This window comes from Bradyrhizobium sp. USDA 4461 (assembly GCF_054055655.1).
The window spans coordinates 4,967,171-4,989,715 of record NZ_JBSRXM010000001.1 but is presented as its reverse complement, the minus strand read 5'-3'; the positions used below and the strand labels follow the sequence as shown (position 1 = coordinate 4,989,715).

At 64.9% G+C, this 22,545-nt stretch carries 23 protein-coding genes; 16 read left to right on the top strand and 7 right to left on the bottom strand.

Translation table 11 applies throughout. From position 1 onward, the window contains the following. Window positions 1–6 precede the first annotated feature (6 nt). The 5 genes from ACVINW_RS22995 (at window position 7) to ACVINW_RS22975 (ending at window position 4,703) form a co-directional block, all read left to right on the top strand. The gene (locus tag ACVINW_RS22995; RefSeq protein ID WP_456753398.1) at window positions 7–471 is read left to right on the top strand and encodes a DoxX family protein; all 465 of its coding nucleotides are present in this window, start codon (window positions 7–9) and stop codon (window positions 469–471) included. A gap of 88 nt (window positions 472–559) precedes the next feature. Beyond that, window positions 560–2,350, top strand: a complete 1,791-nt coding sequence (locus ACVINW_RS22990; protein ID WP_456753397.1) for a thioredoxin domain-containing protein — start codon at window positions 560–562, stop codon at window positions 2,348–2,350. Between the two features lie 291 nt (window positions 2,351–2,641). Next, a complete protein-coding gene (bufA2, locus tag ACVINW_RS22985; RefSeq protein WP_456753396.1) occupies window positions 2,642–2,905 on the top strand; it encodes a BufA2 family periplasmic bufferin-type metallophore in 264 nt (87 codons plus the stop codon). Window positions 2,906–3,018: 113 nt separating this feature from the next. After that, on the top strand, window positions 3,019–3,921 hold the full coding sequence (gene bufB, locus ACVINW_RS22980; RefSeq protein WP_456753395.1) for an MNIO family bufferin maturase: 903 nt from the start codon (window positions 3,019–3,021) through the stop codon (window positions 3,919–3,921). Beyond that, window positions 3,918–4,703 carry an HvfC/BufC family peptide modification chaperone gene (locus ACVINW_RS22975; protein ID WP_456753394.1) on the top strand — a complete coding sequence of 262 codons (786 nt, stop codon included), beginning with the start codon at window positions 3,918–3,920 and terminating at the stop codon, window positions 4,701–4,703. The genes bufB and ACVINW_RS22975 overlap by 4 nt, the downstream gene beginning before the upstream one ends. Here the strand turns inward: ACVINW_RS22975 and ACVINW_RS22970 are convergent. Further along, a complete protein-coding gene (locus ACVINW_RS22970; protein WP_456753393.1) occupies window positions 4,646–5,095 on the bottom strand; it encodes a hypothetical protein in 450 nt (149 codons plus the stop codon). The two genes, ACVINW_RS22975 and ACVINW_RS22970, sit on opposite strands and share 58 nt — an antisense overlap. Before the next feature lie 58 nt (window positions 5,096–5,153). Between ACVINW_RS22970 and ACVINW_RS22965 the strand changes: the two genes are divergently transcribed. Both ACVINW_RS22965 and ACVINW_RS22960 read left to right on the top strand, forming a co-directional pair. Continuing rightward, entirely contained in the window at window positions 5,154–5,639 is a 486-nt protein-coding gene (locus tag ACVINW_RS22965) for a hypothetical protein (protein ID WP_456753392.1), read from the top strand. A 94-nt stretch (window positions 5,640–5,733) separates the two neighbouring features. Then, window positions 5,734–7,419, top strand: coding sequence for a SulP family inorganic anion transporter (locus tag ACVINW_RS22960; RefSeq protein ID WP_456753391.1), 1,686 nt, complete (start codon window positions 5,734–5,736; stop codon window positions 7,417–7,419). 100 nt (window positions 7,420–7,519) lie between these two features. On the opposite strand, the gene ACVINW_RS22955 is transcribed toward ACVINW_RS22960, so the two are convergent. Together ACVINW_RS22955 and ACVINW_RS22950 are read right to left on the bottom strand one after the other, a co-directional pair. Next, a complete protein-coding gene (locus tag ACVINW_RS22955) occupies window positions 7,520–7,909 on the bottom strand; it encodes a hypothetical protein (protein ID WP_456753390.1) in 390 nt (129 codons plus the stop codon). Between the two features lie 233 nt (window positions 7,910–8,142). Further along, a complete protein-coding gene (locus ACVINW_RS22950; protein ID WP_456753389.1) occupies window positions 8,143–9,567 on the bottom strand; it encodes an FAD-binding oxidoreductase in 1,425 nt (474 codons plus the stop codon). A gap of 137 nt (window positions 9,568–9,704) precedes the next feature. Between ACVINW_RS22950 and ACVINW_RS22945 the strand changes: the two genes are divergently transcribed. Then, window positions 9,705–10,193: a thioesterase family protein gene (locus tag ACVINW_RS22945; protein WP_456756476.1), complete on the top strand. Its 489-nt coding sequence runs from the start codon at window positions 9,705–9,707 to the stop codon at window positions 10,191–10,193. A gap of 12 nt (window positions 10,194–10,205) precedes the next feature. On the opposite strand, the gene ACVINW_RS22940 is transcribed toward ACVINW_RS22945, so the two are convergent. Further along, window positions 10,206–10,379, bottom strand: a complete 174-nt coding sequence (locus tag ACVINW_RS22940) for a DUF1328 domain-containing protein (RefSeq protein WP_074128779.1) — start codon at window positions 10,377–10,379, stop codon at window positions 10,206–10,208. 280 nt (window positions 10,380–10,659) lie between these two features. On the opposite strand from ACVINW_RS22940, the gene ACVINW_RS22935 reads away from it, so the two are divergent. From ACVINW_RS22935 to ACVINW_RS22915, 5 genes are all read left to right on the top strand, one after another. Then, a complete protein-coding gene (locus ACVINW_RS22935; protein ID WP_456753388.1) occupies window positions 10,660–13,233 on the top strand; it encodes an ATP-dependent helicase in 2,574 nt (857 codons plus the stop codon). A 63-nt stretch (window positions 13,234–13,296) separates the two neighbouring features. Further along, window positions 13,297–13,710, top strand: coding sequence for a hypothetical protein (locus ACVINW_RS22930; protein ID WP_456753387.1), 414 nt, complete (start codon window positions 13,297–13,299; stop codon window positions 13,708–13,710). Then, window positions 13,707–14,393 carry an OmpA family protein gene (locus ACVINW_RS22925; RefSeq protein WP_456753386.1) on the top strand — a complete coding sequence of 229 codons (687 nt, stop codon included), beginning with the start codon at window positions 13,707–13,709 and terminating at the stop codon, window positions 14,391–14,393. Before ACVINW_RS22930 ends, ACVINW_RS22925 begins: the two co-directional genes overlap by 4 nt. A gap of 154 nt (window positions 14,394–14,547) precedes the next feature. Next, complete coding sequence (locus tag ACVINW_RS22920; protein ID WP_456753385.1) at window positions 14,548–15,471, top strand: ABC transporter ATP-binding protein; 924 nt, start codon at window positions 14,548–14,550, stop codon at window positions 15,469–15,471. Beyond that, complete coding sequence (locus ACVINW_RS22915) at window positions 15,468–16,229, top strand: ABC transporter permease (protein ID WP_456753384.1); 762 nt, start codon at window positions 15,468–15,470, stop codon at window positions 16,227–16,229. The genes ACVINW_RS22920 and ACVINW_RS22915 overlap by 4 nt, the downstream gene beginning before the upstream one ends. A gap of 121 nt (window positions 16,230–16,350) precedes the next feature. On the opposite strand, the gene ACVINW_RS22910 is transcribed toward ACVINW_RS22915, so the two are convergent. Continuing rightward, window positions 16,351–16,680, bottom strand: coding sequence for a hypothetical protein (locus ACVINW_RS22910; RefSeq protein ID WP_456753383.1), 330 nt, complete (start codon window positions 16,678–16,680; stop codon window positions 16,351–16,353). A 289-nt stretch (window positions 16,681–16,969) separates the two neighbouring features. Here ACVINW_RS22910 and ACVINW_RS22905 point away from each other — a divergent pair, with 289 nt between their 5' ends. Together ACVINW_RS22905 and ACVINW_RS22900 are read left to right on the top strand one after the other, a co-directional pair. Then, the gene (locus ACVINW_RS22905) at window positions 16,970–17,758 is read left to right on the top strand and encodes a L,D-transpeptidase (protein WP_456753382.1); all 789 of its coding nucleotides are present in this window, start codon (window positions 16,970–16,972) and stop codon (window positions 17,756–17,758) included. Window positions 17,759–18,007: 249 nt separating this feature from the next. Beyond that, on the top strand, window positions 18,008–18,856 hold the full coding sequence (locus tag ACVINW_RS22900; RefSeq protein WP_456753381.1) for an alpha/beta fold hydrolase: 849 nt from the start codon (window positions 18,008–18,010) through the stop codon (window positions 18,854–18,856). 11 nt (window positions 18,857–18,867) lie between these two features. Here ACVINW_RS22900 and ACVINW_RS22895 read toward each other — a convergent pair whose 3' ends face one another. After that, the gene (locus ACVINW_RS22895) at window positions 18,868–19,425 is read right to left on the bottom strand and encodes a DUF308 domain-containing protein (RefSeq protein ID WP_456753380.1); all 558 of its coding nucleotides are present in this window, start codon (window positions 19,423–19,425) and stop codon (window positions 18,868–18,870) included. A gap of 137 nt (window positions 19,426–19,562) precedes the next feature. Here ACVINW_RS22895 and ACVINW_RS22890 point away from each other — a divergent pair, with 137 nt between their 5' ends. Beyond that, window positions 19,563–20,150 carry a TetR/AcrR family transcriptional regulator gene (locus ACVINW_RS22890; protein ID WP_456753379.1) on the top strand — a complete coding sequence of 196 codons (588 nt, stop codon included), beginning with the start codon at window positions 19,563–19,565 and terminating at the stop codon, window positions 20,148–20,150. 17 nt (window positions 20,151–20,167) lie between these two features. Here the strand turns inward: ACVINW_RS22890 and ACVINW_RS22885 are convergent, their stop codons facing one another. Next, window positions 20,168–22,429, bottom strand: a complete 2,262-nt coding sequence (locus ACVINW_RS22885; protein ID WP_456753378.1) for a fused MFS/spermidine synthase — start codon at window positions 22,427–22,429, stop codon at window positions 20,168–20,170. Window positions 22,430–22,545: the final 116 nt, after the last annotated feature.

Here is a 22,545-nt window from a genome sequence, read left to right as displayed (position 1 = left end):
TTTCGCATGAATTTCATCGTCAACCTGCTGATACTGCTGCCGGCGCGGATCGCTTCGTATTTTGCCTGGGCCGGTCCGCTGCTGATGCGGATCATCGTCGGCTACACCTTCATGATGGCCGGCTGGGGCAAGCTCAACAACCTCGCCCAGGTCACCGAGAACTTCGCCGGCTGGGGCATTCCGTTCCCGAACCTCCTCACCCCCTTCGTGTCCGGCGTCGAATATTTTGGCGGCCTGATGCTGATCTTCGGCCTGTTCACCCGCATCCCGGCCGCGATGCTCGCGGTGGTCATGATCGTCGCGATCAAGTCGGCGAAGTGGGGCGACGTCGATTCGCTGGAGACGCTGCTCGGGTTCGAGGAAGCGACCTATTTCGCGGCCTTCATGTGGCTTGCGATTGCGGGTCCCGGCGCCGCCTCGCTCGATCGCCTGCTGGTCAACCTGACGGCGGGCCAGAAGGAGCCGATCTGAGAGGCGCCCTCACAATCCCGTGACGTGGCGAGCCAGGGTGCTGCCCGATGCGTAGCTGGCACAAGCACACGCTGACCGAGGGCTCGCCATGTCGTTCGTTCGCCTTGCCGCCATTCTCACCCTGCTGATCGCATCGCCTGCGTCGGCGGCCGACGGCCCGGCATGGAGCGACTGGAGCGACGATCTGTTCGCGCGCGCGACGACCGAGAAGCGCTTCGTCATTCTCGATCTCGAAGCGGTGTGGTGTCACTGGTGCCACGTGATGGAGAAAACGACCTACGCCGATCGCAAGGTGCAGGACCTGCTGTCGGCAAAATATCTCCCCGTCCGCGTCGACCAGGACGCCAATCCGGGTCTTTCGAGCCGCTACGGCGATTGGGGCTGGCCCGCCACCATCGTGTTCGCACCCGATGGCACCGAGATCGCCAAGATCAGGGGCTACATCGAGCCCGAACGGATGCAGGCGCTGCTCAAGGCGATCATCGACGATCCCTCGCCGGGCCCATCGGTGGGGGAGGCCTTCGAGATCAAGCCCGGCGCGTCGGCCTTTCTCAGCAAGGCGCAACGCGCCAAACTGACCAAGACGTTCGACGACTCCTACGACGACGAGCTCGGCGGTTGGGGCGAGAACCAGAAATACATCGACGCCGACAGCCTCGACCTTGCGATCAGCCGCGCCGAGGCGGGCGACACCACGGCGACAAAGCGCGCCAGGCAGACGCTCAATGCCGCGATCGCGCTGATCGATCCGGTGTGGGGCGGCGTGTTCCAGTATTCCGAGGCCGGCTCCTGGAGCCATCCGCACTTCGAGAAGATCATCTCGTTCCAGTCGCAATATCTGCGGCAATACAGCCAGGCCTATGCGCAATGGAAGGATCCGAAATATCTCGCGTCCGCGCGCAATATCGCGCGTTACCTCACGGATTTCCTGCTGAGCCCGGATGGCGCCTTCTATGTCAGCCAGGACGCCGATCTCAATCATGATGTCGACGGCCACACATACTATGCTCTCGCGGATGCCGCGCGCCGCAAGCTTGGTCAGCCGCGCATCGACCAGAATCTCTACGCACGCGAGAACGGGTGGGCGATCTCCGGGTTCGCCGCTTACTACGACGCGAGCAACGATCCGAAGGCCCTGGAGATTGCCGAGCGCGCGGCACGATGGGTGCTCGCCAATCGCGCGCTGCCGGTTGGCGGCTTCCGCCATGGCGACAAGGATCGCGGCGGCCCCTTCCTCGGCGACACCATCGCGATGGGACAGGCCCTGCTCGATCTCTACACCGCGACCGGCAATCGCGACTGGCTGGCGTCGGCGGCAAAGGCCGGCGACTTTGTCGCGACCTTCCGCGACGAGGCCGGCGGCTTCTTCACCTCGAAGACGTCGGAGGGACAGACGGGCGTATTCGCCAAGCCCGCCAAGTTGATCGACGACCAGATCCAGGTCGCGCGCTTCATGAACATGCTCAATCGCTACACCGGCGACGAGCGCAGCCGCGAACAGGCCGCACATGCGATGCGCTATCTCGCTGCCGCGTCCGCCGAGATGCCGCGTCCATTGCCCGGCGTGCTGCTCGCCGATGACGAACTGGCAGTCGAGCCGACGCATGTGACGATCGTCGGACACAAGGACGACAGCCGTGCACAGGCCCTGCACGTCGTCGCGCGCGCCCTGCCCGCACGGTACAAGCGGCTCGAATGGCTCGACCTGCGTGAGGGCAGGCTGCCCAACGCAGACGTCGACTATCCCGACCTCGGTGAGCCCGCAGCCTTCGCCTGCAGCAACCGAATCTGTTCGTTTCCGGCCTTCAATGCCGCCGAACTGGAGGTCAATGTGCGGCAGATGGCCAAGCTGAAGCCGGCGCGGGCCGCCCAGAACTGACGACCACCCCGTTGTGCAACGCAACGAAATCGCCAGAGATCGCCGCCGCGCGACATGAATGCATCGCCCGGCTGGACGGTTCGAAAATTTTCTTCCGAAACCGTGTAACCAAATCGCCGGAGGCCCGTAGCTGTTTCCGGACGAGCATTCGGACCGCGGCAGCAAAGCCAAGCACCTCCTGCGATCCGACTGCTTTCCGAACACTCGTTGTGCGGTCTGGGGATCGATCGATCATCGGATGCTCACGGCGCCACGCTGACTGCATTCAAAACAACCACCGAGGAGATCGTCATGAAGTTGAATTCGAAGTCCGGCGCAACGCTCGCCGTCGCTGCGGCCACCATGTTCCTCGCCGGCTCCGTGGTTTCGACCACCTCGACGCCCGCGAACGCCGCCATGGGCAAGTGCATGGCCGGCAATGCCTGCAAGGGCCAGAGCGCCTGCAAGGGCGGAGCCAACGCCTGCAAGGGCCAGAATGCCTGCAAGGGCACCGGCTTCTCGATGAGCACCGAGAAGCAGTGCGCCAAGCTCGGCGGCTCCTACGTCAAGGGTTGATCGCCCGAGGCAAGCTCGCGTGATCGGCGGGGCACGGTGTAGGCCGGGCCCCGCTTTCGTGATAATTTCAGACGTCGGCGCCGCGATAGCGGGGCCAGTGATGTGGAGGCGCCATGAACGTCGCGAGCCGATTGCCCGACCGGCCGATCGCGTCGGCGGAGTGCCCGACGACTTCCGCCAGACCGCCCTTCCTCGGCTTCGGTCTCGGCCTGCGTGCGCGGCATTACGACGAGATCCTCAACAGCAATCCGCCGATCGACTGGTTCGAGGTGATCAGCGAAAATTACATGCTGCCCGGCGGCCAACCGCTGCGCATCCTCGACCGGATCTGCGAGCGCTATCCCGTGGTGATGCACGGCGTCTCGCTGTCGATCGCGTCCACCGCGCCACCGAACTTCGACTATTTGCAGGGCCTCAAGGACCTCGCAAAGCGGGTGCAGCCGAAATGGGTGTCCGACCATCTGTGCTGGACCGGCGTGCACGGCAAGAATCTGCACGATCTGCTCCCGATCCCCTACACGCAGGAGGCGCTCGACCATGTCGTCAGCCGCGTGCAACTGGTGCAGGACTTCCTCGGCCGTGCTATCGTGCTCGAGAACGTCTCCACTTACGTGCAGTTCAACAATTCCGAGATGACGGAGTGGGAATTCCTCTCCGAGCTGTCGCGCCGCTCCGGCTGCTGGCTGCTGTTCGACATCAACAATGTCTATGTCAGCGCCTTCAACCACGGCTATGATCCGATGGCCTTCCTCAACGGCATTCCGGCCGATCGCGTGGTGCAATTCCACATGGCCGGCCACAGCCATATGGGGACGCACATCATCGATACGCACGACCATCCGGTGTGCGAGGATGTCTGGGACCTCTACGTTGCGGCATTGCGACGGTTCGGACGCGTCTCGACCATGATCGAACGCGACGACAACATCCCGCCGCTCGACGAATTGCTGATCGAGGTCAGGCGGACCCGCGAGATCGCGGAGCAAAACCTGCCCGCGAGAGCGCCGACGCAATGAGCGACCTCGCGCGCCAGCAGAGCGAGTTTCAGCGCGCCATCCTCACCAGCGACGAGAGCATCCTGTCGGAAATCCTCGACAGCCCGCGGGAGACGCGCGAGACGCTGCTCGGGGTTTACCGCTACGCCTACGACTCGCGGCTGATCGAGGCGATGCGCAATGACCACGAGCTGCTGCACCGCTTTCTCGGCGACGAGATGTTCGACGACATGGGCCATGCCTACGTCAAGGCACGGCCGTCCGAGCATCCGAACCTGCGCTGGTTCTCGCAAGGCTTGCCGGACTTCCTGAAGTCCACCGAACCCTACTGCAGCCACCCCGTGCTCACCGAGCTTGCCGCGCTGGAGAAGGCGTTGAACGACGCTTTCGATGCTGGCGACGACGCCGTGCTCGCGCTGGAGAGCATGGCCTGTTTCGCGCCCGAGATCTGGAACGACCTCGTGTTCCGGCCGCATCCGAGCGCTACACGGATCGACCTGTCAACCAATGCGGCGGCGATCTGGATGGCACTGAAGAACGACGAGACGCCGCCCGAGGCGGAGACGCTCGCCGAGCCCGCCCGCCTCCTGATCTGGCGCCAGGATACCACGCCGATGTTCCGCGAGCTGCCGGCCGAGGAAGCGATGATGTGGGACGAAGCCTCCGGCGGCATTCCGTTCGGCGTGCTCTGCGAGATGCTTGCGACCTACGACGATCCCGACAATGCGGCGGCGCGTGGCGCCGGCTATCTGCATGGCTGGATCACCGCGGGACTGCTGACGGCGGCATCCATTCGCGAATAGGGACGCGGCAGGTCGCGATGAAAGGCATCTCGACATATCGCGTGATCGCCGCGGCGATGCTCGTCGCCGCCACCATCCTCGGCATCGCGTCCTGTCATGTCGAGGCGCAGTCGGAGTTCATGCGCGGCAATGGCATGCCCTACGAAGCCTTCGACCGGTTGCCGAAGACCGATCTCGACGTGCCCGGCGGCACCATCCATGTCGCCTTTGCCGCCGGCGAGATGACATTGCGCAAGGACAGGATATTCGACTGGATCAAGGCCTCCGCCCGCGCGGTCTCGATCTATTATGGCCGGTTTCCCATCAGTTCGCTGCGGCTGCTGCTGGTCGGCCGCGACGCCGGCGCCGACGATCTGAAGCGCGACTGGGTGATCGTCCACGAGATGGTGCACACCGCCCTGCCCGACCTCGACGACCGCTATGCCTGGCTGTCGGAGGGGCTCGCAGTCTATGTCGAGCCGGTCGCGCGGGGTGCAGGCCGGCGATCTCATGGCGCAGGACATCTGGCAGGCGATGATGCGCGACATGCCCAAGGGCTTGCCGCAGGCCGGCGACCAGGGTCTCGACAATACCGACACCTGGGGCCGCAAATACTGGGGCGGCGCGATGTTCTGCCTGTTCGCGGATGTCGAGATCCGCAAGCGCACCGGCAACAGATTCGGGTTGCAGGCTGCCATGCGCGGCGTGCTCGCCGCCGGCGGCAACCACGAAAAGGACTGGCCGATCGCACGGGTGCTCGCGACCGCCGACAAGGCCGTCGGCGTCGATGTGCTGGAGCGGCTGCACGACGAATGGGGGTCGATGCCGGTGACACCCGACCTCGCGGCATTGTGGCGCGACCTCGGCATCACGCTGCAAGGCGACGGCGTCGCCTTCGACGACGGCGCGCCGCTGGCGGCGATCCGAAAGGCGATCACGGCAGCGCCTCCGCACTAGCCGAGCCCCTCCGCACCACACTGCCAACTCCGCTGGCTTTTGGCCGCGCGATGTCGGACTATCGGGGAATCGCCGCAGTCCACGTGGGAGACCGATGGCCGACGCTCGTCCGACACGCGCCAACTGGCCGATCTTTCGCTCGCTCAGGGCGTTCAAGCCGAGCGACCTGCCGGGTGACTTGATCGCTGGATTGACGCTGGCGGCGATCGCGATCCCGGAGCAGATGGCGACCGCCCGGCTCGGCGGCTTCTCGCCGCAGATCGGCTTCTTCGCCTTCATGGCCGGCTCGCTCGGCTTTGCGATGTTCGGCGCCAACCGTTTCCTGTCCTGCGGCGCCGACTCCACCATCACGCCGATCTTCGCCGGCGGGCTGGCGCTGATGGCGACGGCCGGCTCGCCCGACTATCAGGCGTTTGCGGTGGCGCTGGCGCTGATGGTCGGCGTCATCATGATCGCCGGCGGCCTGTTCAAGCTCGGCTGGATCGCCAATCTGCTGTCGACGCCGGTGACGGTCGGCTTCCTCGCCGGCATTTCAGTCCACATCCTGGTCTCACAGCTGCCTGGCGTGCTCGGCCTGACCACGCCGGACGGCCCGACGCTCTACAAGCTCGGGGTGCTCACCGAGACAATCGGCCAGACCAATCCCTATACGCTGATGATCGGCCTCGGGGTACTGGCGCTGGTCGCCGGATCGGAGAAGATCAGCGCGCGGATTCCGGGTGCGCTGATCGGCCTTGTCGCGGCCACCATCGCTGTGGTCGCCGGCCATCTCGAGACCAAGGGCGTCAAGGTGGTCGGCACCGTGCCCGGCACGCTGCCGACGCCCTCCTTTCCCGACATCGCGCCGGAGCGATGGATCAAGCTGCTGTCGCTGGCGATCCTGATCGCGGTCGTCGTCATGGTGCAGACCGCGGCGACGACGCGCTCGTTCCTGTCCGATCCAAACAAGCCGGCCGACGTCGATCGCGACTTCCTCGGCGCCGGTGCCGGCAGCGTGTTGTCCGGGCTGTTCGGCGCCTTCCCCGTCAACGCCAGTCCGCCGCGCACCGGCATCGTGTCGGAGACCGGCGGACGCACCCAGGTCGCAGGGCTGTTTGCCGCGGCCATCGTGCTCATGCTGCTGGCATTCGGCGCGACGCTGCTGCGGCACGTACCCGATGCGGCGCTCGGCGGCGTGCTGCTGTTCGTGGCGCTGCGGATCATCCGCGTGAGGCAGATCGTCGCGATCTTCCGCCAGTCGTTCTATGAATTCCTGCTGGTGGTGGCGACCGCGGCCGCGATCATCGTGCTGCCGATCGAGCAAGGCGTCGCAGTCGGCATCGCGCTGTCGCTGCTGCACGGCATCTGGACCACGACACGCGGCCAACTGGTCGAATTCGTCCACGTACCCGGCACCACGATCTGGTGGCCGACGGGCCCGCACGTCACGGGCGAGCGCAAGCCCGGCATTGCCGTGGTCGGCTTGCAGGCGCCGCTGTCGTTCCTCAATGCGGAAGGCTTCCACAGCGGTGTGCTCAAAACCATCGCCGCGACGCCGAAGCTGCGGCTGCTGGTGATCGAGGCCAGCGGCATGGTGGAGATCGATTTCACCGCGGCGCAGGGGCTACGCGATTTGTTTCGCGAATGCCGCGATGACGGCGTGACGGTGGCCGTGGCGCGGCTGGAATCCACCCGCGCGCAGGAGGCATTCGAGCGCTTCGACCTCTACGATGTCTTGCGGCGGGACCACGTCTTCCACAGCGTCGACGAGGCGGTGCGCACGTTGGGTGGGCAGGTATAGATTTGATGAAGCCGTAGCCCGGATGAAGCGCAGCGTAATCCGGGATCTCCCGCGCGGCACGATCTCCCGGATTTCGCTTCCGCTCCATCCGGGCTACAGGCTACTGCTCCTCCTCCAGCATCGGATGCTCCTTCAGCACCTCCGCCTTGATCGAGCCCGCGTGGATGGCGCGGAACAGCGCACGACCGGTCTTGATGTTGTTGGCCTTCATGCACAGACCGATGATCTCGCGCACCGCGGAATCCCGCACCAGCTCGTCGGAGATCTTCATCGCGGTCTCCATCGCGGCCTTGGCGGCACGCTCGTAGCGATCGCGCTCGACCTGCTGCTGCTTCGGCGAACGTTTGCCGGGCGAGCCGATCGCCTCGGCGCAGCCGGCCGCATCGCGGCAAATCGCACGGATCCTGTGCGCAGCCTCGATGTCGCCGAGCGGCTGCGCGACCGGATCGTCCCAGATGTCCTTGCGCCTGGTCTTGGTGAACAACCACATCGCCGTACCTCGAAGCGCGGCAATCATAGCTGGCCCTGGTGCAACCTGTGAACGACAGAGTCGGCCCGCCGCCGAGCAACCGGCAAACTATGGCGCTGAGGTTACACCGGGCCGGCCGCTCCGTGCGCAATGCGCGCCTGGAGCGGGAAGCCGTGATCACACTGCGTCACACATAGCAGGCAAGAACGTTCCGCGCTCGCCCGCTGACGACTCCTCCGTGACGTGACGACGCCTCAGGCGGCTGGAACAATCTTTCCGGGATTGAAAATGTTGTGCGGATCGAGCGCGAGCTTGAGCGCCCGCATCGCGTCGAGCGCCTCGGGGCCGAGCTCGGCCTTCAGATATTTCTGCTTGCCCTGGCCGATGCCGTGCTCGCCGGTGCAGGTGCCATCCATCGATTGCGCGCGCTCGACCAGCCGGTGCATGAACTCCTCGCCCCGCGCCATCTCGTCCTTGTCGTTGACGTCGCAGAGCAGCGAGCAGTGGAAATTGCCGTCGCCGACATGGCCGACGATCGGCGACAGCAGGTTGAGCCGCTTCAGATCGTCCTCGGTCTCGGTCACGCAGTCGGCAAGCCGCGAGATCGGCACGCAGACGTCGGTTGCGACGACGCCGATGCTGTCGCCGGGACGCAGCGCCTTGACGGACCAGTAGGCGTCATGCCGGGCCTGCCACAGCTTGGTGCGATCTTCCGGCTTGGTGGTCCAGGTGAAGTCGCCGCCGCCGCATTCGGCAGCGATGTCGCGGAAATTCTTCGACTGCTCGGCGACCTCGACCTCGCTGCCGTGGAATTCCAGCAGCAGCAACGGCGTCTCCGGCAGCGACAGCTTCGAATAATTGTTGCAGGCCTTCACCTGCGCCGCATTGAGCAGCTCGATACGGGCGACCGGAATGCCGGTCTGGATCGCGAGGATCGTGGCCTGGCAGGCGTCGGCCACCGTCTCGAACGAACATGCGGCAGCCGCGATCGTGTCGGGAATGCCGCGCAGGCGAATGGTCAGCTCGGAGATGATGCCGAGCGTGCCCTCGGCGCCGACGAACAGATGCGTCAGGTCGTAACCGGCCGACGACTTCTTGGCGCGGGTGCCGGTCGTGATTATTTCGCCGTCGCCGCGCACCACCTTCAGCGCCAGCACGTTCTCGCGCATGGTGCCGTAGCGCACCGCGTTGGTGCCGGATGCGCGGGTCGAGGTCATGCCGCCGAGCGAGGCGTCGGCGCCGGGATCGATCGGGAAGAACAGGCCCTGGTCGCGCAGATGCTCGTTGAGCGCCTTCCGCGTCACGCCGGGCTGGATCACGCAGTCGAGGTCCTCGGCATGCACCGCGAGCACCTTGTTCATGTCGCGCAGATCGATGCAGACGCCGCCCGCGGGCGCGTTGACCTGCCCTTCCAAGGACGTTCCGGTGCCGAAGGCGATGACGGGCACGCGGTTGGCCGCGCAGATCCGCACCACGTCCTGGATGTCGGCGGTTTCCTGCGCCGTGACGACCGCGTCCGGCGGCTGGTTCGGCAGCCACGTGGTGGTATGGGCGTGCTGTTCGCGCACCGCCTGCGACGTCACGAGCCGGTTGCCGAACCGCGCCGCCAGCGCGTCGATCGCGCGCTTCAGGGCCGCCGGCTCAGGTCGCGTCAAATTGCTCGAAATCGTTGTCGCCACGTCAAAATTCCTCCCGGCTTTAGCCGACCGTGGCAAAGCTTGTATAAGGGGTCAAGAGAGCCTGACTTGAAAAAGTTCATGCTCGAACGCCAGCGAACCGGGAATGGGAGATGACCATAGTGACTGCCGCCAGCGAGATGCCGCTTCCATCAGCCCCGTTCAAATCGTCCGTGATGCAGATCGACCCGCAATGGATCGATTACAACGGCCATCTCAACATGGCCTATTACAACGTGATGTTCGACCGCGCCATCGACGAGATGTGGCTGCAACTCGGCATCGGGCCGGCCTACATGAAGGCGCGGCATTGCTCGACCTTCACCGCCGAATGCCACGTCCGGTACCTGCGGGAAATCCATCTCGGCGATCCCGTGCAGGTCTCGGTCTTCCTGCTCGGCGCCGACGAGAAGCGGCTGCACACGTTCGAGGAGCTGCGCCACGCCACCGAGGGCTGGCTGTCGGCGACCTCGGAAAACCTCACGCTGCATATCGACATGGAGGCGCGCAAGGTGGCACCGTTTCCCCCGGATATCCGCGCCCGGGCGCAAGCGATTGTGGATAGCTATGCGGGCGTGCCGCGCCCCGAGGGCATCGGCCGCAACGTGGCGATGCCTGCGAAGAAGTGAGTTCGTGTCTTGCTACACCCTTGTACGGCCACGCACCAATCCAAGCACAGCCGTTACCAGGAACAGGATAACGGCGATGAAGAAGATCGCCTTGGCGATTTCGATCGAGGCGCCGGCGATGCCGCCGAAGCCCAAAATGCCCGCGATCAACGCGATGACCAGGAATGTGACGACCCAGCTCAACATGATCAAACCTCTGCTTTGTTGCCTCGCGCCGGCTCGTGCTGGCGACATGACTGAAGAAACAATCCGGCGGAGACATGCTGGTTCCTGATCGCGAAACCGCGAAATTTCGGCCGCGTTTTGGAACCTGGTCGAGTGTGGACTGCTGCCAAAACCGTTCCTGTCGGCCGCGATAAAACCTGTCAAAACGGCCGAACAGGCCCTATATGCCCCTCAATCCCCTGTTAAGAAGGCTCCCCTTCACCGTCCCGCGGTGCCATCGTGGGGCCGAGACGATTCGCCAATGACCGAGCCGAGCAAATTGCCCCATCACGGCGTTCCCGAGCACCAGCCGGTGGCTGGCGGCATCGCCGCGCGTGCGCGGGCGGCGGCGGGTCCGCAATATCTACAGGGCCTCAATCCGGAGCAGCGCGACGCAGTCGAGACGCTCGACGGTCCTGTGTTGGTGCTGGCCGGTGCCGGCACCGGCAAGACGCGGGTCTTGACCACGCGCATCGCGCATATCCTGAGCCAGGGCCGCGCCCGGCCGCAGGAAATCCTGTCGGTGACCTTCACCAACAAGGCGGCGCGCGAGATGAAGCTGCGGCTCGGCCAGATGCTGGGCCAGGCGGTCGAGGGCATGCCGTGGCTCGGCACCTTCCACTCGATCGGCGGCCGCATCCTGCGCATCCACGCCGAGCTGGTGCAGCTCAAATCCAACTTCACGGTGCTCGATGTCGACGACCAGGTGCGGCTGTTGAAGCAGTTGCTGCAGGCCGAGAACATCGACGACAAGCGCTGGCCGGCGCGGATGCTGGCCGGCCTGATCGACAGCTGGAAGAATCGCGGGCTGTCGCCGTCGCAGGTGCCCGCGGGCGAAGCCGCCTCGTTCGGCAACGGCAAGGGCGGCAAGATCTACGCGACCTATCAGGAGCGGCTGAAGATCCTCAATGCCGCCGATTTCGGCGACCTGCTGCTTGAGAACATCCGGCTGTTCCGCGAGAACCCCGATGTGCTGCGGCAGTACCAGAACCGCTTCAAGTTCATCCTGGTCGACGAATATCAGGACACCAACGTCGCGCAGTATCTGTGGCTGCGCCTGCTGTCGCAGGCGCCGTCGCGACCGGGGCGATCGCTCTCCGATATTATTCCGGGAGCAACCAACTCTCCCGTCATTCCGGGGCGCATCGAAGATGCGAACCCGGAATCTAGAGGTGAAGAGGACTCATCTCGAGATTCCGGGTCTGCGCCTGCGGCGCATCCCGGAATGACGGAGAATGCCCCCCTCAAGAACATCTGCTGCGTCGGCGACGACGACCAGTCGATCTACGGCTGGCGCGGCGCCGAGGTCGACAACATCCTGCGCTTCGAGCACGACTTCCCCGGCGCGAAAGTCATCCGCCTCGAGCGCAATTACCGCTCCACCGGCCACATCCTGGCCGCAGCTTCGCATCTGATCGCGCACAATGAAGGCCGGCTTGGCAAGACGCTGCGCACCGAGGATGTCGACGGCGAAAAGGTCACCGTCACCGGCTCCTGGGATTCGGAAGAGGAAGCGCGCGCGATCGGCGAGGAGCTCGAGGAGCTGCAGCGGTCCGGCGAGAATCTCAACGACGTCGCCATCCTGGTCCGCGCCTCGTTCCAGATGCGCGAGTTCGAAGACCGCTTCGTCACACTCGGCCTGCCCTACCGCGTGATCGGCGGTCCCCGCTTCTACGAGCGCGCCGAAATCCGCGACGCGCTGGCCTATTTGCGCACCATCAATTCACCGGCCGACGATCTCGCCTTCGAGCGCATCGTCAACGTGCCGAAGCGTGGCCTTGGCGATGCCACCGTGCAGCTGCTGCACGACCATGCCCGCAAGCGCCGCATTCCGCTGTTCGAGGCGGCGCGCGCCGTGGTCGAGACCGACGAATTGAAGCCGAAGGCGCGCGGCTCCCTGCGCGACCTCGTGATGCAGTTCGACCGCTGGCGCGCCCAGCGCGAGGTGACCTCGCACACCGAGCTAGCCGAGATCGTGCTCGACGAGAGCGGCTACACCGAGATGTGGCAGAAGGACCGCTCGGCCGATGCCGCGGGCCGGCTCGACAACCTCAAGGAACTGGTCCGTTCGATGGAGGAATTCGAGAACCTGCAAGGGTTTCTCGAACATATCTCGCTGGTGATGGACCGCGACGGCGAGGCCGGCGACGAGGCGGTGTCGCTGATGACGCTGCATTCGGCCAAGGGGCTGGAATTCGACAACGTGTTCCTGCCGGGCTGGGAGGAAGGCCTGTTCCCGAGCCAGCGCACGCTGGACGAACAGGGCCGCGCCGGGCTCGAGGAGGAGCGCCGCCTCGCCCATGTCGGGCTCACGCGGGCACGCCGCCGCGCGAAAATCTATTTCGCCACCAACCGCCGCATCCATGGCACCTGGTCGACCACGATCCCGTCGCGCTTCCTTGACGAGCTGCCGGCGCACAATGTCGAGATCACCGAATCCAAGGGCGGATCGGGCTGGGGCGGCAGCGGCGGCTACGGCGCCTCGCGCTTCGACAACCTCGAATCATTCGGCTCGAGCTACTCGACGCCGGGCTGGCAGCGTGCCCAGGCCAACCGCACCCGTGGCGGCGGCGGCCGTAGCGGCGGCTTCGAGGAGCGGCAGTCGTCGTTTTCATCGGACAGCTTCAGCCGCACCAAGCGCGGCCCCATGGTGATCGAGGGCGAGCTGGTGGCGAAGTCCACCGGCACGACGTCGGAATTTTCGCTGGACGATCGGGTGTTTCACCAGAAATTCGGCTACGGCCATGTGGTGAAGATCGACGGCAACAAGCTGACCATCGCCTTCGAAAAAGCCGGCGAGAAGAAGGTGGTCGACAGCTTTGTGGAACGGGTGTGACAGAGACGGCTTCGCTGTTCGTAGCTCTTGACCCCAGTTGAATTCACGGGTTGAGATGGCCGCATGGTCCGGGGTGGGTTTTTCCTTTTCGTCATCGCGCTCACCGCGCCGTCGCTGGCGGTCGCGGAGACGATGAGCTTTGGCGATTCCGCAGCGCAGCTGGCCAAGGCCTGCGGCGCCGATATCACCGCGAACTGCCGCGGCGTCAATCTCGACTCCACCCGCCTCAAGGAATGCCTGTCGCGCAACCGCGACGTGATCTCGCCGCAGTGCAAGGAGAGCTACTTCTCAACCCTCGATGCGATCCAGAAGCGGATTGCGGCGCGCGTCACCGTTGCCAACGCCTGCACCCGCGAGATCGTCAAGGTCTGCGGCGGCTCGACCAAGGAGACCAGCAAGTCGGTCCCCTGCCTGGTCGGCGCCAAGGGCCTCAGCCGCAATTGCACCCAGGCGATCAATGACGCGGGGTATCAATGATGCGGCTGCCGACGCAAGGCCTGCGCAGCGCTGGCCTTTCGGGCCTGTTGAGTGCGCTCGTCTTGCTGGCGATGGCGCCCGCGCAGGCGCAGACCGCCATCACGCGCGACGACGTCATCGCCAAGCTGAATCATTACGAGAGCGACGCCGAGATCGATGTCCCCGCGCTGCGCCAGCAGGCGGCCGAACGATCGAAGTCGCGCTCCAAGAACGAGCCGCCGCCCTCGAAGCGCCCGCCGATCGCGCCTGATCTGACCAAGCTGCCGACGTTCAATGCCGACATCGCGTTCGACGTCGACACGCCGATCGTGCTGCCGGATTCCTACCAGACCGTCGGACGCATCGCCGATGCGCTGACGCAGTCCTCGCTGCTGCCCTACACCTTCCTGATCGTCGGCCACATCGAGTCGACCGGACGGCGCGAGAACAACGTGGTGCTGAGCCAGCGGCGCGCCGACGCGATCCGCGACATCCTGGTCAATACCTTCAAGATCACACCGAAGCGCCTGCAGTCGGTCGGGCTCGGCGAAGAGCAATTGCTCGATCCCGCACGCCCCAACGCGCCCGTCAACAACCAGGTGCAGATCATGCTGGTCGGCAAGCTCGCCGACACCGCACCGCCCGCACATCCCACTCCCGCGGCGGCCGCCAAGAAGCCGGCGAAACCCGCGAAGAGGCATTAGAGCGGCTTATCCGCCACACCGCAGAATGATTTTTCTGCCCTGCCGGGTGATTGCAGAACGGATTATGCGTCCCTATCTGCGGTTGACCCCGCATCGCGCGCCGCCCGGACTCCAATCCGCGCGCATCGCTCCTCTCTCACGCTTCCGATCCTCCATGTCGCCGATCATTTCCGTATCCAATCTTTCGAAGACCTATGGCTCCGGCTTCAAGGCGCTGAAGGGCATCAATCTGGACATCAATCGCGGCGAGATCTTCGCGCTGCTCGGGCCGAACGGCGCCGGCAAGACCACGCTGATCAGCATCATCTGCGGCATCGCCAATCCGAGCGAGGGCCGCATAGCGATCGGTGGCCACGACATCATCAGGGACTATCGCGCGGCGCGGTCGATGATCGGGCTGGTTCCACAGGAGTTGCACACCGACGCCTTCGAATCGGTGTGGGCGACCGTCAGCTTCAGCCGCGGCCTGTTCGGCAAGCCGAAGAACCCCGCCCACATCGAGAAGGTGCTGAAGGATCTTTCGCTGTGGGACAAGAAGGACAACAAGATCATCACGCTGTCCGGCGGCATGAAACGCCGCGTGATGATCGCCAAGGCGCTGTCGCACGAGCCGCAGATCCTGTTCCTCGACGAACCCACCGCCGGCGTCGACGTCGAACTGCGCAAGGGCATGTGGGAAGTGGTCCGCACGCTGCAAGCGGCCGGCGTCACCATCATCCTGACCACGCACTACATCGAGGAAGCCGAGGAGATGGCCGACCGCATCGGCGTCATCAACAAGGGCGAAATCATCCTGATCGAGGACAAGGCGACCTTGATGCAGAAGCTCGGCAAGAAGCAGCTGACGCTGCAACTGCAGGGCAAGCTTGACGCCGTTCCGCCCGCACTCGCCGCCTACAATCTCGAACTCTCCGACGACGGCCACGCGGTGACCTACGATTACGACACCAAGGGCGACCGCACCGGCATCACTAGCCTGCTCAACGATCTGCGCAACGCCGGCATCCGCATTTCCGATCTCGACACGAAGCAGAGCTCCCTCGAAGACATCTTCGTCAGCCTCGTGAGGGCGCCATGAACTACCGCGCAATCCGGGCCATCTATCTGTTCGAAATGGCGCGCACCTGGCGCACGCTGCTGCAGAGCATCGTCTCGCCGGTGGTCTCGACCTCGCTCTATTTCGTGGTGTTCGGCGCCGCGATCGGCTCGCGCATCACCCAGGTCGAGGGCGTCAGCTACGGCACGTTCATCGTGCCGGGGCTGGTGATGCTGTCGGTGCTGACCCAGAGCATTACGAACGCCTCGTTCGGCATCTACTTCCCGAAATTCGTCGGCACGATCTACGAGATCCTGTCGGCGCCGATCTCCTATTTCGAGATCGTGATCGGCTATGTGGGCGCCGCCGCCACCAAGTCGATCATCCTCGGCCTGATCATCCTGGCGACGGCGGGACTTTTCGTGCCTTTGCACATCGCCCACCCGGTGTGGATGCTGACCTTCCTGGTGCTGACCGCCGTCACCTTCAGCCTGTTCGGCTTCATCATCGGCATCTGGGCCGACGGCTTCGAGAAGCTGCAGATGATCCCGATGCTGGTGGTGACGCCGTTGACCTTCCTCGGCGGCAGCTTCTACTCGGTGAACATGCTGCCGTCGGGCTGGCGCACCATCACGCTGTTCAACCCGGTGGTCTACCTGATATCGGGCTTCCGCTGGAGCTTTTACGAGATCGCCGATGTCAGCGTCGGGCTCAGCCTCGGCATGACCGCGGGATTTCTGGTGGCCTGCATGGCGATCGTGGCCTGGATCTTCAGGACCGGCTACCGGCTGAAGAATTGACGCTTTGTAGCCCAGCCTGTAGCCCGGATGAAGCGCAGCGTAATCCGGGACAATTTGAGCGACTGGCAAGACCGGTCCCGGATTTCGCTGCGCTCCATCCGGGCTACGGGTTCTTTGCCACTCAATAGCAATGGAAATGACCGTGGCGGTAATAGCCGCGGCAGCGGTGGCCGCGGCGATAGCCGCGATCCGGGATGCCGAACACGCCCTTGACCGCGCCCATGGCGCCGCCGACACTGGCGCCGACGGCACCGCCAACCACGCCGCCCACCGGCCCGCCGATCCGATTGCCCTCATAGGCGCCCTCGTGCGCTCCGCGGACGATGCCCTGGGCATGGCCGGCATGAGGAGCTGCCGCCAGCGCCAAAGCGAAGGCAGCGGCCGCAAGCAACAGCCGCGCGGAGAGGCCGGCTGGGATAGCGGCCGCGGTCTTAACCTTGGTGGTGTTCATCTGGGTTCCTTGATGCGCGACGCGATTGCGCCGCCGGGCGGGAATATGAAACGCCCATGCGGCCAAATGGTTGCGCGGCGGCGGCCAAATCGGCGGGCGACGTCGCGGTCTGCTCGCGAAAATGTCAGCCCGCTGCGGCCGGCCGGCCCGGCTTCGGCCTTGTTTGCGCCGCGCGCCGGATTAACGATGGCGCGGGTCCGCCACTGGAACCAAGTTCGGATTCCATGCATATTGGTTGCCGGGGACGGAGAGCCGCGGCTTTGCGATCAGGCCTGGAGGCCAAAGGTAAATGCGTTCGTTCCTCATTGCGTTCACGTCCGTGATGCTTCTTGCGGCCGGCGCCGCGCAGGCCAAGGTCGATATCACCATCGACAAGGACAATCAGCAGATGACCGTCGCGGTCGACGGCGTGGCGCGTTATCACTGGCCGGTGTCGACCGGCATCCCGTCGCGCGAAACGCCGAACGGCAGCTTCCGCGCCTTCCGCATGGAAGAGGATCACTACTCCAAGGAATTCGACGACGCGCCGATGCCGCATTCGATCTTCTTCACCAAGATCGGGCACGCGATCCACGGCACCGACTCGGTGAACCGCTTGGGTACTCCGGCCTCGCATGGCTGCGTGCGGCTGTCGCGCGACAACGCATCGACGCTTTACGCGCTGGTCCAGAAGGAAGGCGTGCTCAACACCACGGTGACGCTGACCGGTTCGTCCCAGGTCGCGCTGGCGCGCAATCCGCGCGGGCGTAATGGCACCGCCGTCGCTCGCTCCGCGCCGCAGCAAGTTGACGGACAGTACGGCACCGCCGCCGCCGGCGACCCTGTCGTCCTGACACCGCAGCCGCGCGAATATCCGGCGCAGGCCCGTGTCGACGACGGCTACATCTATCCAGCCGACGGCAGCTCGACTGACCGGCGCTATCCGGCGCCGCCGTCGAGCCGCCGCGTCTACGGCGCGCAGGCCTATGGTCAGCAGCAATACTACGGCAATCAGGGCTATGCGCCGGCGCCGCAGGGCTATTACCAGCCGCGGCCGTATTACGAGCGCGGCCCCTACGGCAACAACTATCAGGACTGAGACACTGGCCCGCTGGCGGCGCCAGGCCGTGCGCCGTCAGTTCACACGCCCCTCACCCGCTTGTGACCGTTGCAAAGCGCCCGCGCCCGCGCGCGCCGTGGCTGGTCGTCGCGCCGTCATCTGATTGTAAAATTGGCCCGATATTCGGCGGCAAAAGCGCCCGCCTGGCCTCTGAAGGCCGATTCACGCGGAATGCCCGGACGAGATGGCCGGAAGCGCGGGTCAGTTAGGGCAAGATCAGAGGTCGAGATGAAACGGGGCATCATTGTCCTTTGCCTGTGCATCATGGCGATGGCCGGCTACTTCACCACGGACAGATGGGCCATCAGTCACACCACGCTGACGTTCCACGACGTGCTGCGCGACGACCGCAACGTCACGGTCGAGGTCGCGGTCCGGCGCGACCGGCAAATGCAGGCGATGGCCGAGATGATCGAGCTGCCGGTCGCGATCCTGAGCCACGGCAACACCGTGAAGAACACCGAGTACTCCTTCCTCACCAATGTGTTCGCATCGCGCGGCTACCTCGTGGTGAGCATTCAGCACGATCTCGATACCGATGCGCCGATGGTCACCAAGGTCGGCGAGGAATATGTCGGCCGCCGCATGCAGTACAATCGCGGCGTCTTCAACATCATGTATGCGATCGACGAGCTCAGGAAGCTCTACCCGAATGCCAACTATCGCCAGCTGACCTTGATCGGCCACTCCAACGGCGGCGACATCTCGATGTTCTTCGCCAAGCAGCATCCCGACCTCGTCAAGAAAGTCGTGACGCTGGACAATCTGCGCGTCCCCTTCATCACCGACGGCAGGATCAAGATCCTCTCGTTCCGCTCCCGCGATCCGGTGTTCAAGGCCGATCCCGGCGTCGTGCCCGACGACGAAACCTGCGCACGGCTCGGCATCAAGGTGGTCCGGACCGAATTCCATCACAACGACCTCAGCGATCGCGGCCCCGACAGCGCGAAGTCGTCGATCCAGGCCGGGGTCGGGCAATTCCTCGACGAGGATGCCGGCGAGACCACGCCGACGATGCCGCTCATTGCAGCGGCGGCGCCCACCTCAGCGAATGCAGCGCCGCCGGAGAAGAAATAGCTATCGCACAATTATGCACGCGCGCTGCGACGAGCCGTGGCGACGAGCCAGATTGCCGACACCAGGAAATAGAACGCGCCGAATCCGGCATAGGGAGCGACGTCGAGGATCGTCGGCGCCACCGTGCCGACCGATCGGCTGATCATGTAGCCGCCGGCCAGGGCCGACTGCGCACCGCTCAGGACCATCGCCCATTGCGCGCCGAACTCGCGCCAGCGCCTGACGCCGGTGGCCAATTGCAGCACACCCGCCAGGATCGCCCAAACCCCGAACACCGCCAACACGGCATAGCTATCGCGACCGATCGCCGCGATCACGGCGAGCGCCGTGATTGCACTGACCACGACATTCAACGCTTGAGATGGATTGGCGATCAAGCCGCCATTGACCCGCGCATCAGCCAGATTGGCTGTTGCGTCCCATGCCGGATAGATCACCAGCAGGAACGCGGCCGGGCCCGCTTGCCCGCTGAACAGAACGGCGGCGGCAACCCAGGCGATCGAGAAGATCGCGCGCCCGAAATAGTAGGATTGCAGCCAGCTGGATTGGGCCGAAAGTCGGTTTTGCATCGATTGACTCCATGTTTACCTACCTACTAGTAGGTAACTGCGTGCTTTGGGTCAATCGCATGCCGGGACACCTTTTTGTGTCGAATGGGCGTTTGGTCCTGCCTTGACAACTTACCTACCGGAAGGTAGGCGCCGGCATGAACTCAATGATCTCGACCTCAGAGCGGATCCTCGATGTCGCGCAGTCCCTCATCGTCGCGGGGGGCTATAACGGGTTCAGCTATGCCGACATCGCCGATGCGATCGGCATCCGGAAGGCGAGCATCCACCACCACTTCCCGACCAAGGCCGAACTGGTTTCGGCGCTGATCGACCGTTACCGGCAGCAGACGGAGCTGGGCCTGCGGTCGCTTCAGGAGCAGTCCGGCGACCCTGTCGAGCAGTTGCAGTCCTATGTGAACTTCTGGCAGGGGTGCATTCAGGACGCCTCTCTGTCGTTCTGCGTCTGCGCGATGCTTGCCGGCGAGATGCCGATATTGCCGGACGAGGTCGCCACGCGCGTGCACGGCCACTTCCATCACCTTGCGGGCTGGCTGACATCGGTGCTGCAGGCCGGTGCAGAGCAACGCGTGTTCCGGCTGGGCAAACGGCCGCAAGACGAGGCTCACATGCTGATGGCATCGGTCCACGGCGCCATGCTCTCTGCACGCGCATTCGACGATCCCGGCCTGTTTGCCGCAATCATCAAACCCCAGATCGCCCGGTTGCTGGCAGCGGACCGCTAGGGCAAGGTCGCTCGCGCCTACTGCTCGCCGTCGCGCAAGCGCCGGTAGACCGCGCCCAGCACGTTCGAGTAGTCGTCGGTCCAGACCCGCTGCTTCTCGTCGGCTTCGGTCTCGGTCCACAAATCTGACGAGGCGAGTTTGCCGACATCGGCCTCCTCGCGCGCGGAGACCACGACCGAGGTCGAGAAGATATACTCGTTGTCGCGGCCGGAATCCTCGCTGTAGACCCAGCTCTTCATGTCGTTGGCGTCGGCAATGCCGACCACGACGCTGGCGAGTTCGAGATGTCGGTTGGAGACGTGCATCACCACCGCGCCCTGCGGGGCCAGCTTCTGCTTGTAGATCGCCATCGCCTCCTCGGTCGCAAGATGGATCGGGATCGCGTCCGACGAATAGGCGTCGACGATGATGAGATCGTAGACGCCGTCCGGCTCCTTGGCGAAGGTCAGCCGCGCGTCGCCGATCACCGGCTTCAGGTTCGGCTCGCAGTTCTGGATGTAGGTGAAGTATTTCGGGTCCCGCGCGGTATCGACCATCGACTGGTCGATCTCGAAGAAGCGCCAGTCCTCGCCGGGCTGCGACGCACAGGTCAGCGTGCCCGAGCCGAGCCCGATCACCGCGACCTTCAGCGGCGCGCCCTTGCGCTCCCGGATCGCTGATATCGCCCGTCCGATGCCGCCGTCCTTGTGGTAGTAGCTGATCGGTTCGGGCCTGCCGGTGACCGGCGTGCCGTCGTCGTTCTTGAACTTCTCGGCGCCGTGGATCGTGGTGCCGTGCATCAGCACGTGATACTGCCCGTTCGGCGTCACCACGATCTTGTGCACGCCGAAGAAGCTGCGCACGGTGTCGACGCGGCCGTCGTCGGACGGATAGGCACGCAGCACTAGGAGCGCGACGACGACGGTGGCGAAGATCTTCCAGCGATTGGCGTTGAGCGCGAGCGCGAGCAGCGCCGAGAGCACGCCGACCGCAGAGATCACCCAGACCCGGTGGTCGTCGAACCAGTTGAAGATGTCGCCGGCCGAATAGCTCGGCGCGATCAGCCCAACCGCCAGCACCGCAAGGAACGGCCAGTACCAGGCGGCCCAGCGCGGCAGCCGCTCGGCGCTGCCGGGACGGCACAGCGCCGCGAGCGCCAGCAGGATCGGATATTCGGCGACCCATGAGAAGGTAAAGGGCGCAATCAGCCCGGCGAACAGGCCGCCGACCATGCCGCCGAACGACAGCGCGACATAGAAGCCGGTGAGATATTTCGCGGCCGGACGGGTGCGCGCGAGTTCGCCGTGACAGGCCATCGCGATGATGAAGAAGCAGAGCTGATGACCGCCGAGCGTCAGCAGCAGGTTCTGCTCGCCGCCGACCGCGAGCAGGATCACGACGCCGGCAATCGCCAGCGGCTGCGCCAGCAACATCCCTTTGTGCGGCAGCAGCGGCCGCGACTGGAACACCAGCACCCAGGTCAACAAATACTGCGACAGCGGCAACACCCACAGCAGCGGCGCCGCCGCGACGTCGGTCGAGATATGCGCCGTCACCGCGATCAAGAGGCCGGACGGCACCGCGGCCAGGAAGATCCAACGCGCGCGCGAACCCCAGGACGGCGCCGGCGCATCGGCATCATCAAGGGGCATGTTGAGCGCGGCGGCATTGGCCGGCGACCGCAACAGCAGCACGCCGCAACCTGCGATCAGGAGGATCAGCAGGCCATAGCCGCCGGTCCAGATCAGGTTCTGGGTGCGCAGCGTGAACATCGGCTCGAGCAGCACCGGATAGGACAACAGCGCGAGGAAGCTGCCGATGTTGGAAGACGCGTAGAGGAAATACGGGTCGGGGCCGTTGGGATGACCGGTGCGCACGAACCAGGCCTGCAGCAGCGGATTGTTGGCGGCGAGCGCGAAGAACGGCAGCCCAATCGAGACCGCGAACAGGCCGAGCAGCCAGAGCGCGTAGCCCGAACTCGGCGGCTCGCCCCAGCCGCTCCTGATCGACAGCGGCAAGGTCAGCAAGGCGATGACGAGCAGCACCAGATGCACTGCGATCGGCACGATGCGGCTGTTCAGCTTCATCAGGAGATGCGCATAGGCATAGCCGCCGAGCAGCAGCGACTGGAAGAACACCATCGCCACCGACCACACCGCCGGCGAGCCGCCGAGCCGCGGCAGCACCATCTTGGTGAACAGCGGCTGCACCGAGAACAGCAGCAGGGCTGAGACGAAGATCGCGGTGGTGTAGACAACCAGCACCAGCCGGTTTCGCGAGGCGGACGGCTCAGACGTCATGAAGGCTCCGGCATGGACCCGGCGGGCGCCGGAGGCGGACGGTCCGGCGGCACCGCACCGGAGGACTTGAATTGAGCATATGGCAGTATCACGGACAAGAAACCGCGGTCACGTGG

Coding starts and splice junctions, on each gene's coding strand:
- ACVINW_RS22995 (WP_456753398.1), top strand. CDS start 7: ATGAATTTCATCGTCAACCTGCTGATACTGCTGCCGGCGCGGATCGCT.
- ACVINW_RS22990 (WP_456753397.1), top strand. CDS start 560: ATGTCGTTCGTTCGCCTTGCCGCCATTCTCACCCTGCTGATCGCATCG.
- bufA2 (WP_456753396.1), top strand. CDS start 2,642: ATGAAGTTGAATTCGAAGTCCGGCGCAACGCTCGCCGTCGCTGCGGCC.
- bufB (WP_456753395.1), top strand. CDS start 3,019: ATGAACGTCGCGAGCCGATTGCCCGACCGGCCGATCGCGTCGGCGGAG.
- ACVINW_RS22975 (WP_456753394.1), top strand. CDS start 3,918: ATGAGCGACCTCGCGCGCCAGCAGAGCGAGTTTCAGCGCGCCATCCTC.
- ACVINW_RS22965 (WP_456753392.1), top strand. CDS start 5,154: ATGTCGAGCCGGTCGCGCGGGGTGCAGGCCGGCGATCTCATGGCGCAG.
- ACVINW_RS22960 (WP_456753391.1), top strand. CDS start 5,734: ATGGCCGACGCTCGTCCGACACGCGCCAACTGGCCGATCTTTCGCTCG.
- ACVINW_RS22955 (WP_456753390.1), bottom strand. CDS start 7,909: ATGTGGTTGTTCACCAAGACCAGGCGCAAGGACATCTGGGACGATCCG.
- ACVINW_RS22945 (WP_456756476.1), top strand. CDS start 9,705: ATGCCGCTTCCATCAGCCCCGTTCAAATCGTCCGTGATGCAGATCGAC.
- ACVINW_RS22940 (WP_074128779.1), bottom strand. CDS start 10,379: ATGTTGAGCTGGGTCGTCACATTCCTGGTCATCGCGTTGATCGCGGGC.
- ACVINW_RS22935 (WP_456753388.1), top strand. CDS start 10,660: ATGACCGAGCCGAGCAAATTGCCCCATCACGGCGTTCCCGAGCACCAG.
- ACVINW_RS22930 (WP_456753387.1), top strand. CDS start 13,297: ATGGTCCGGGGTGGGTTTTTCCTTTTCGTCATCGCGCTCACCGCGCCG.
- ACVINW_RS22925 (WP_456753386.1), top strand. CDS start 13,707: ATGATGCGGCTGCCGACGCAAGGCCTGCGCAGCGCTGGCCTTTCGGGC.
- ACVINW_RS22920 (WP_456753385.1), top strand. CDS start 14,548: ATGTCGCCGATCATTTCCGTATCCAATCTTTCGAAGACCTATGGCTCC.
- ACVINW_RS22915 (WP_456753384.1), top strand. CDS start 15,468: ATGAACTACCGCGCAATCCGGGCCATCTATCTGTTCGAAATGGCGCGC.
- ACVINW_RS22910 (WP_456753383.1), bottom strand. CDS start 16,680: ATGAACACCACCAAGGTTAAGACCGCGGCCGCTATCCCAGCCGGCCTC.
- ACVINW_RS22905 (WP_456753382.1), top strand. CDS start 16,970: ATGCGTTCGTTCCTCATTGCGTTCACGTCCGTGATGCTTCTTGCGGCC.
- ACVINW_RS22900 (WP_456753381.1), top strand. CDS start 18,008: ATGAAACGGGGCATCATTGTCCTTTGCCTGTGCATCATGGCGATGGCC.
- ACVINW_RS22895 (WP_456753380.1), bottom strand. CDS start 19,425: ATGCAAAACCGACTTTCGGCCCAATCCAGCTGGCTGCAATCCTACTAT.
- ACVINW_RS22890 (WP_456753379.1), top strand. CDS start 19,563: ATGAACTCAATGATCTCGACCTCAGAGCGGATCCTCGATGTCGCGCAG.
- ACVINW_RS22885 (WP_456753378.1), bottom strand. CDS start 22,429: ATGACGTCTGAGCCGTCCGCCTCGCGAAACCGGCTGGTGCTGGTTGTC.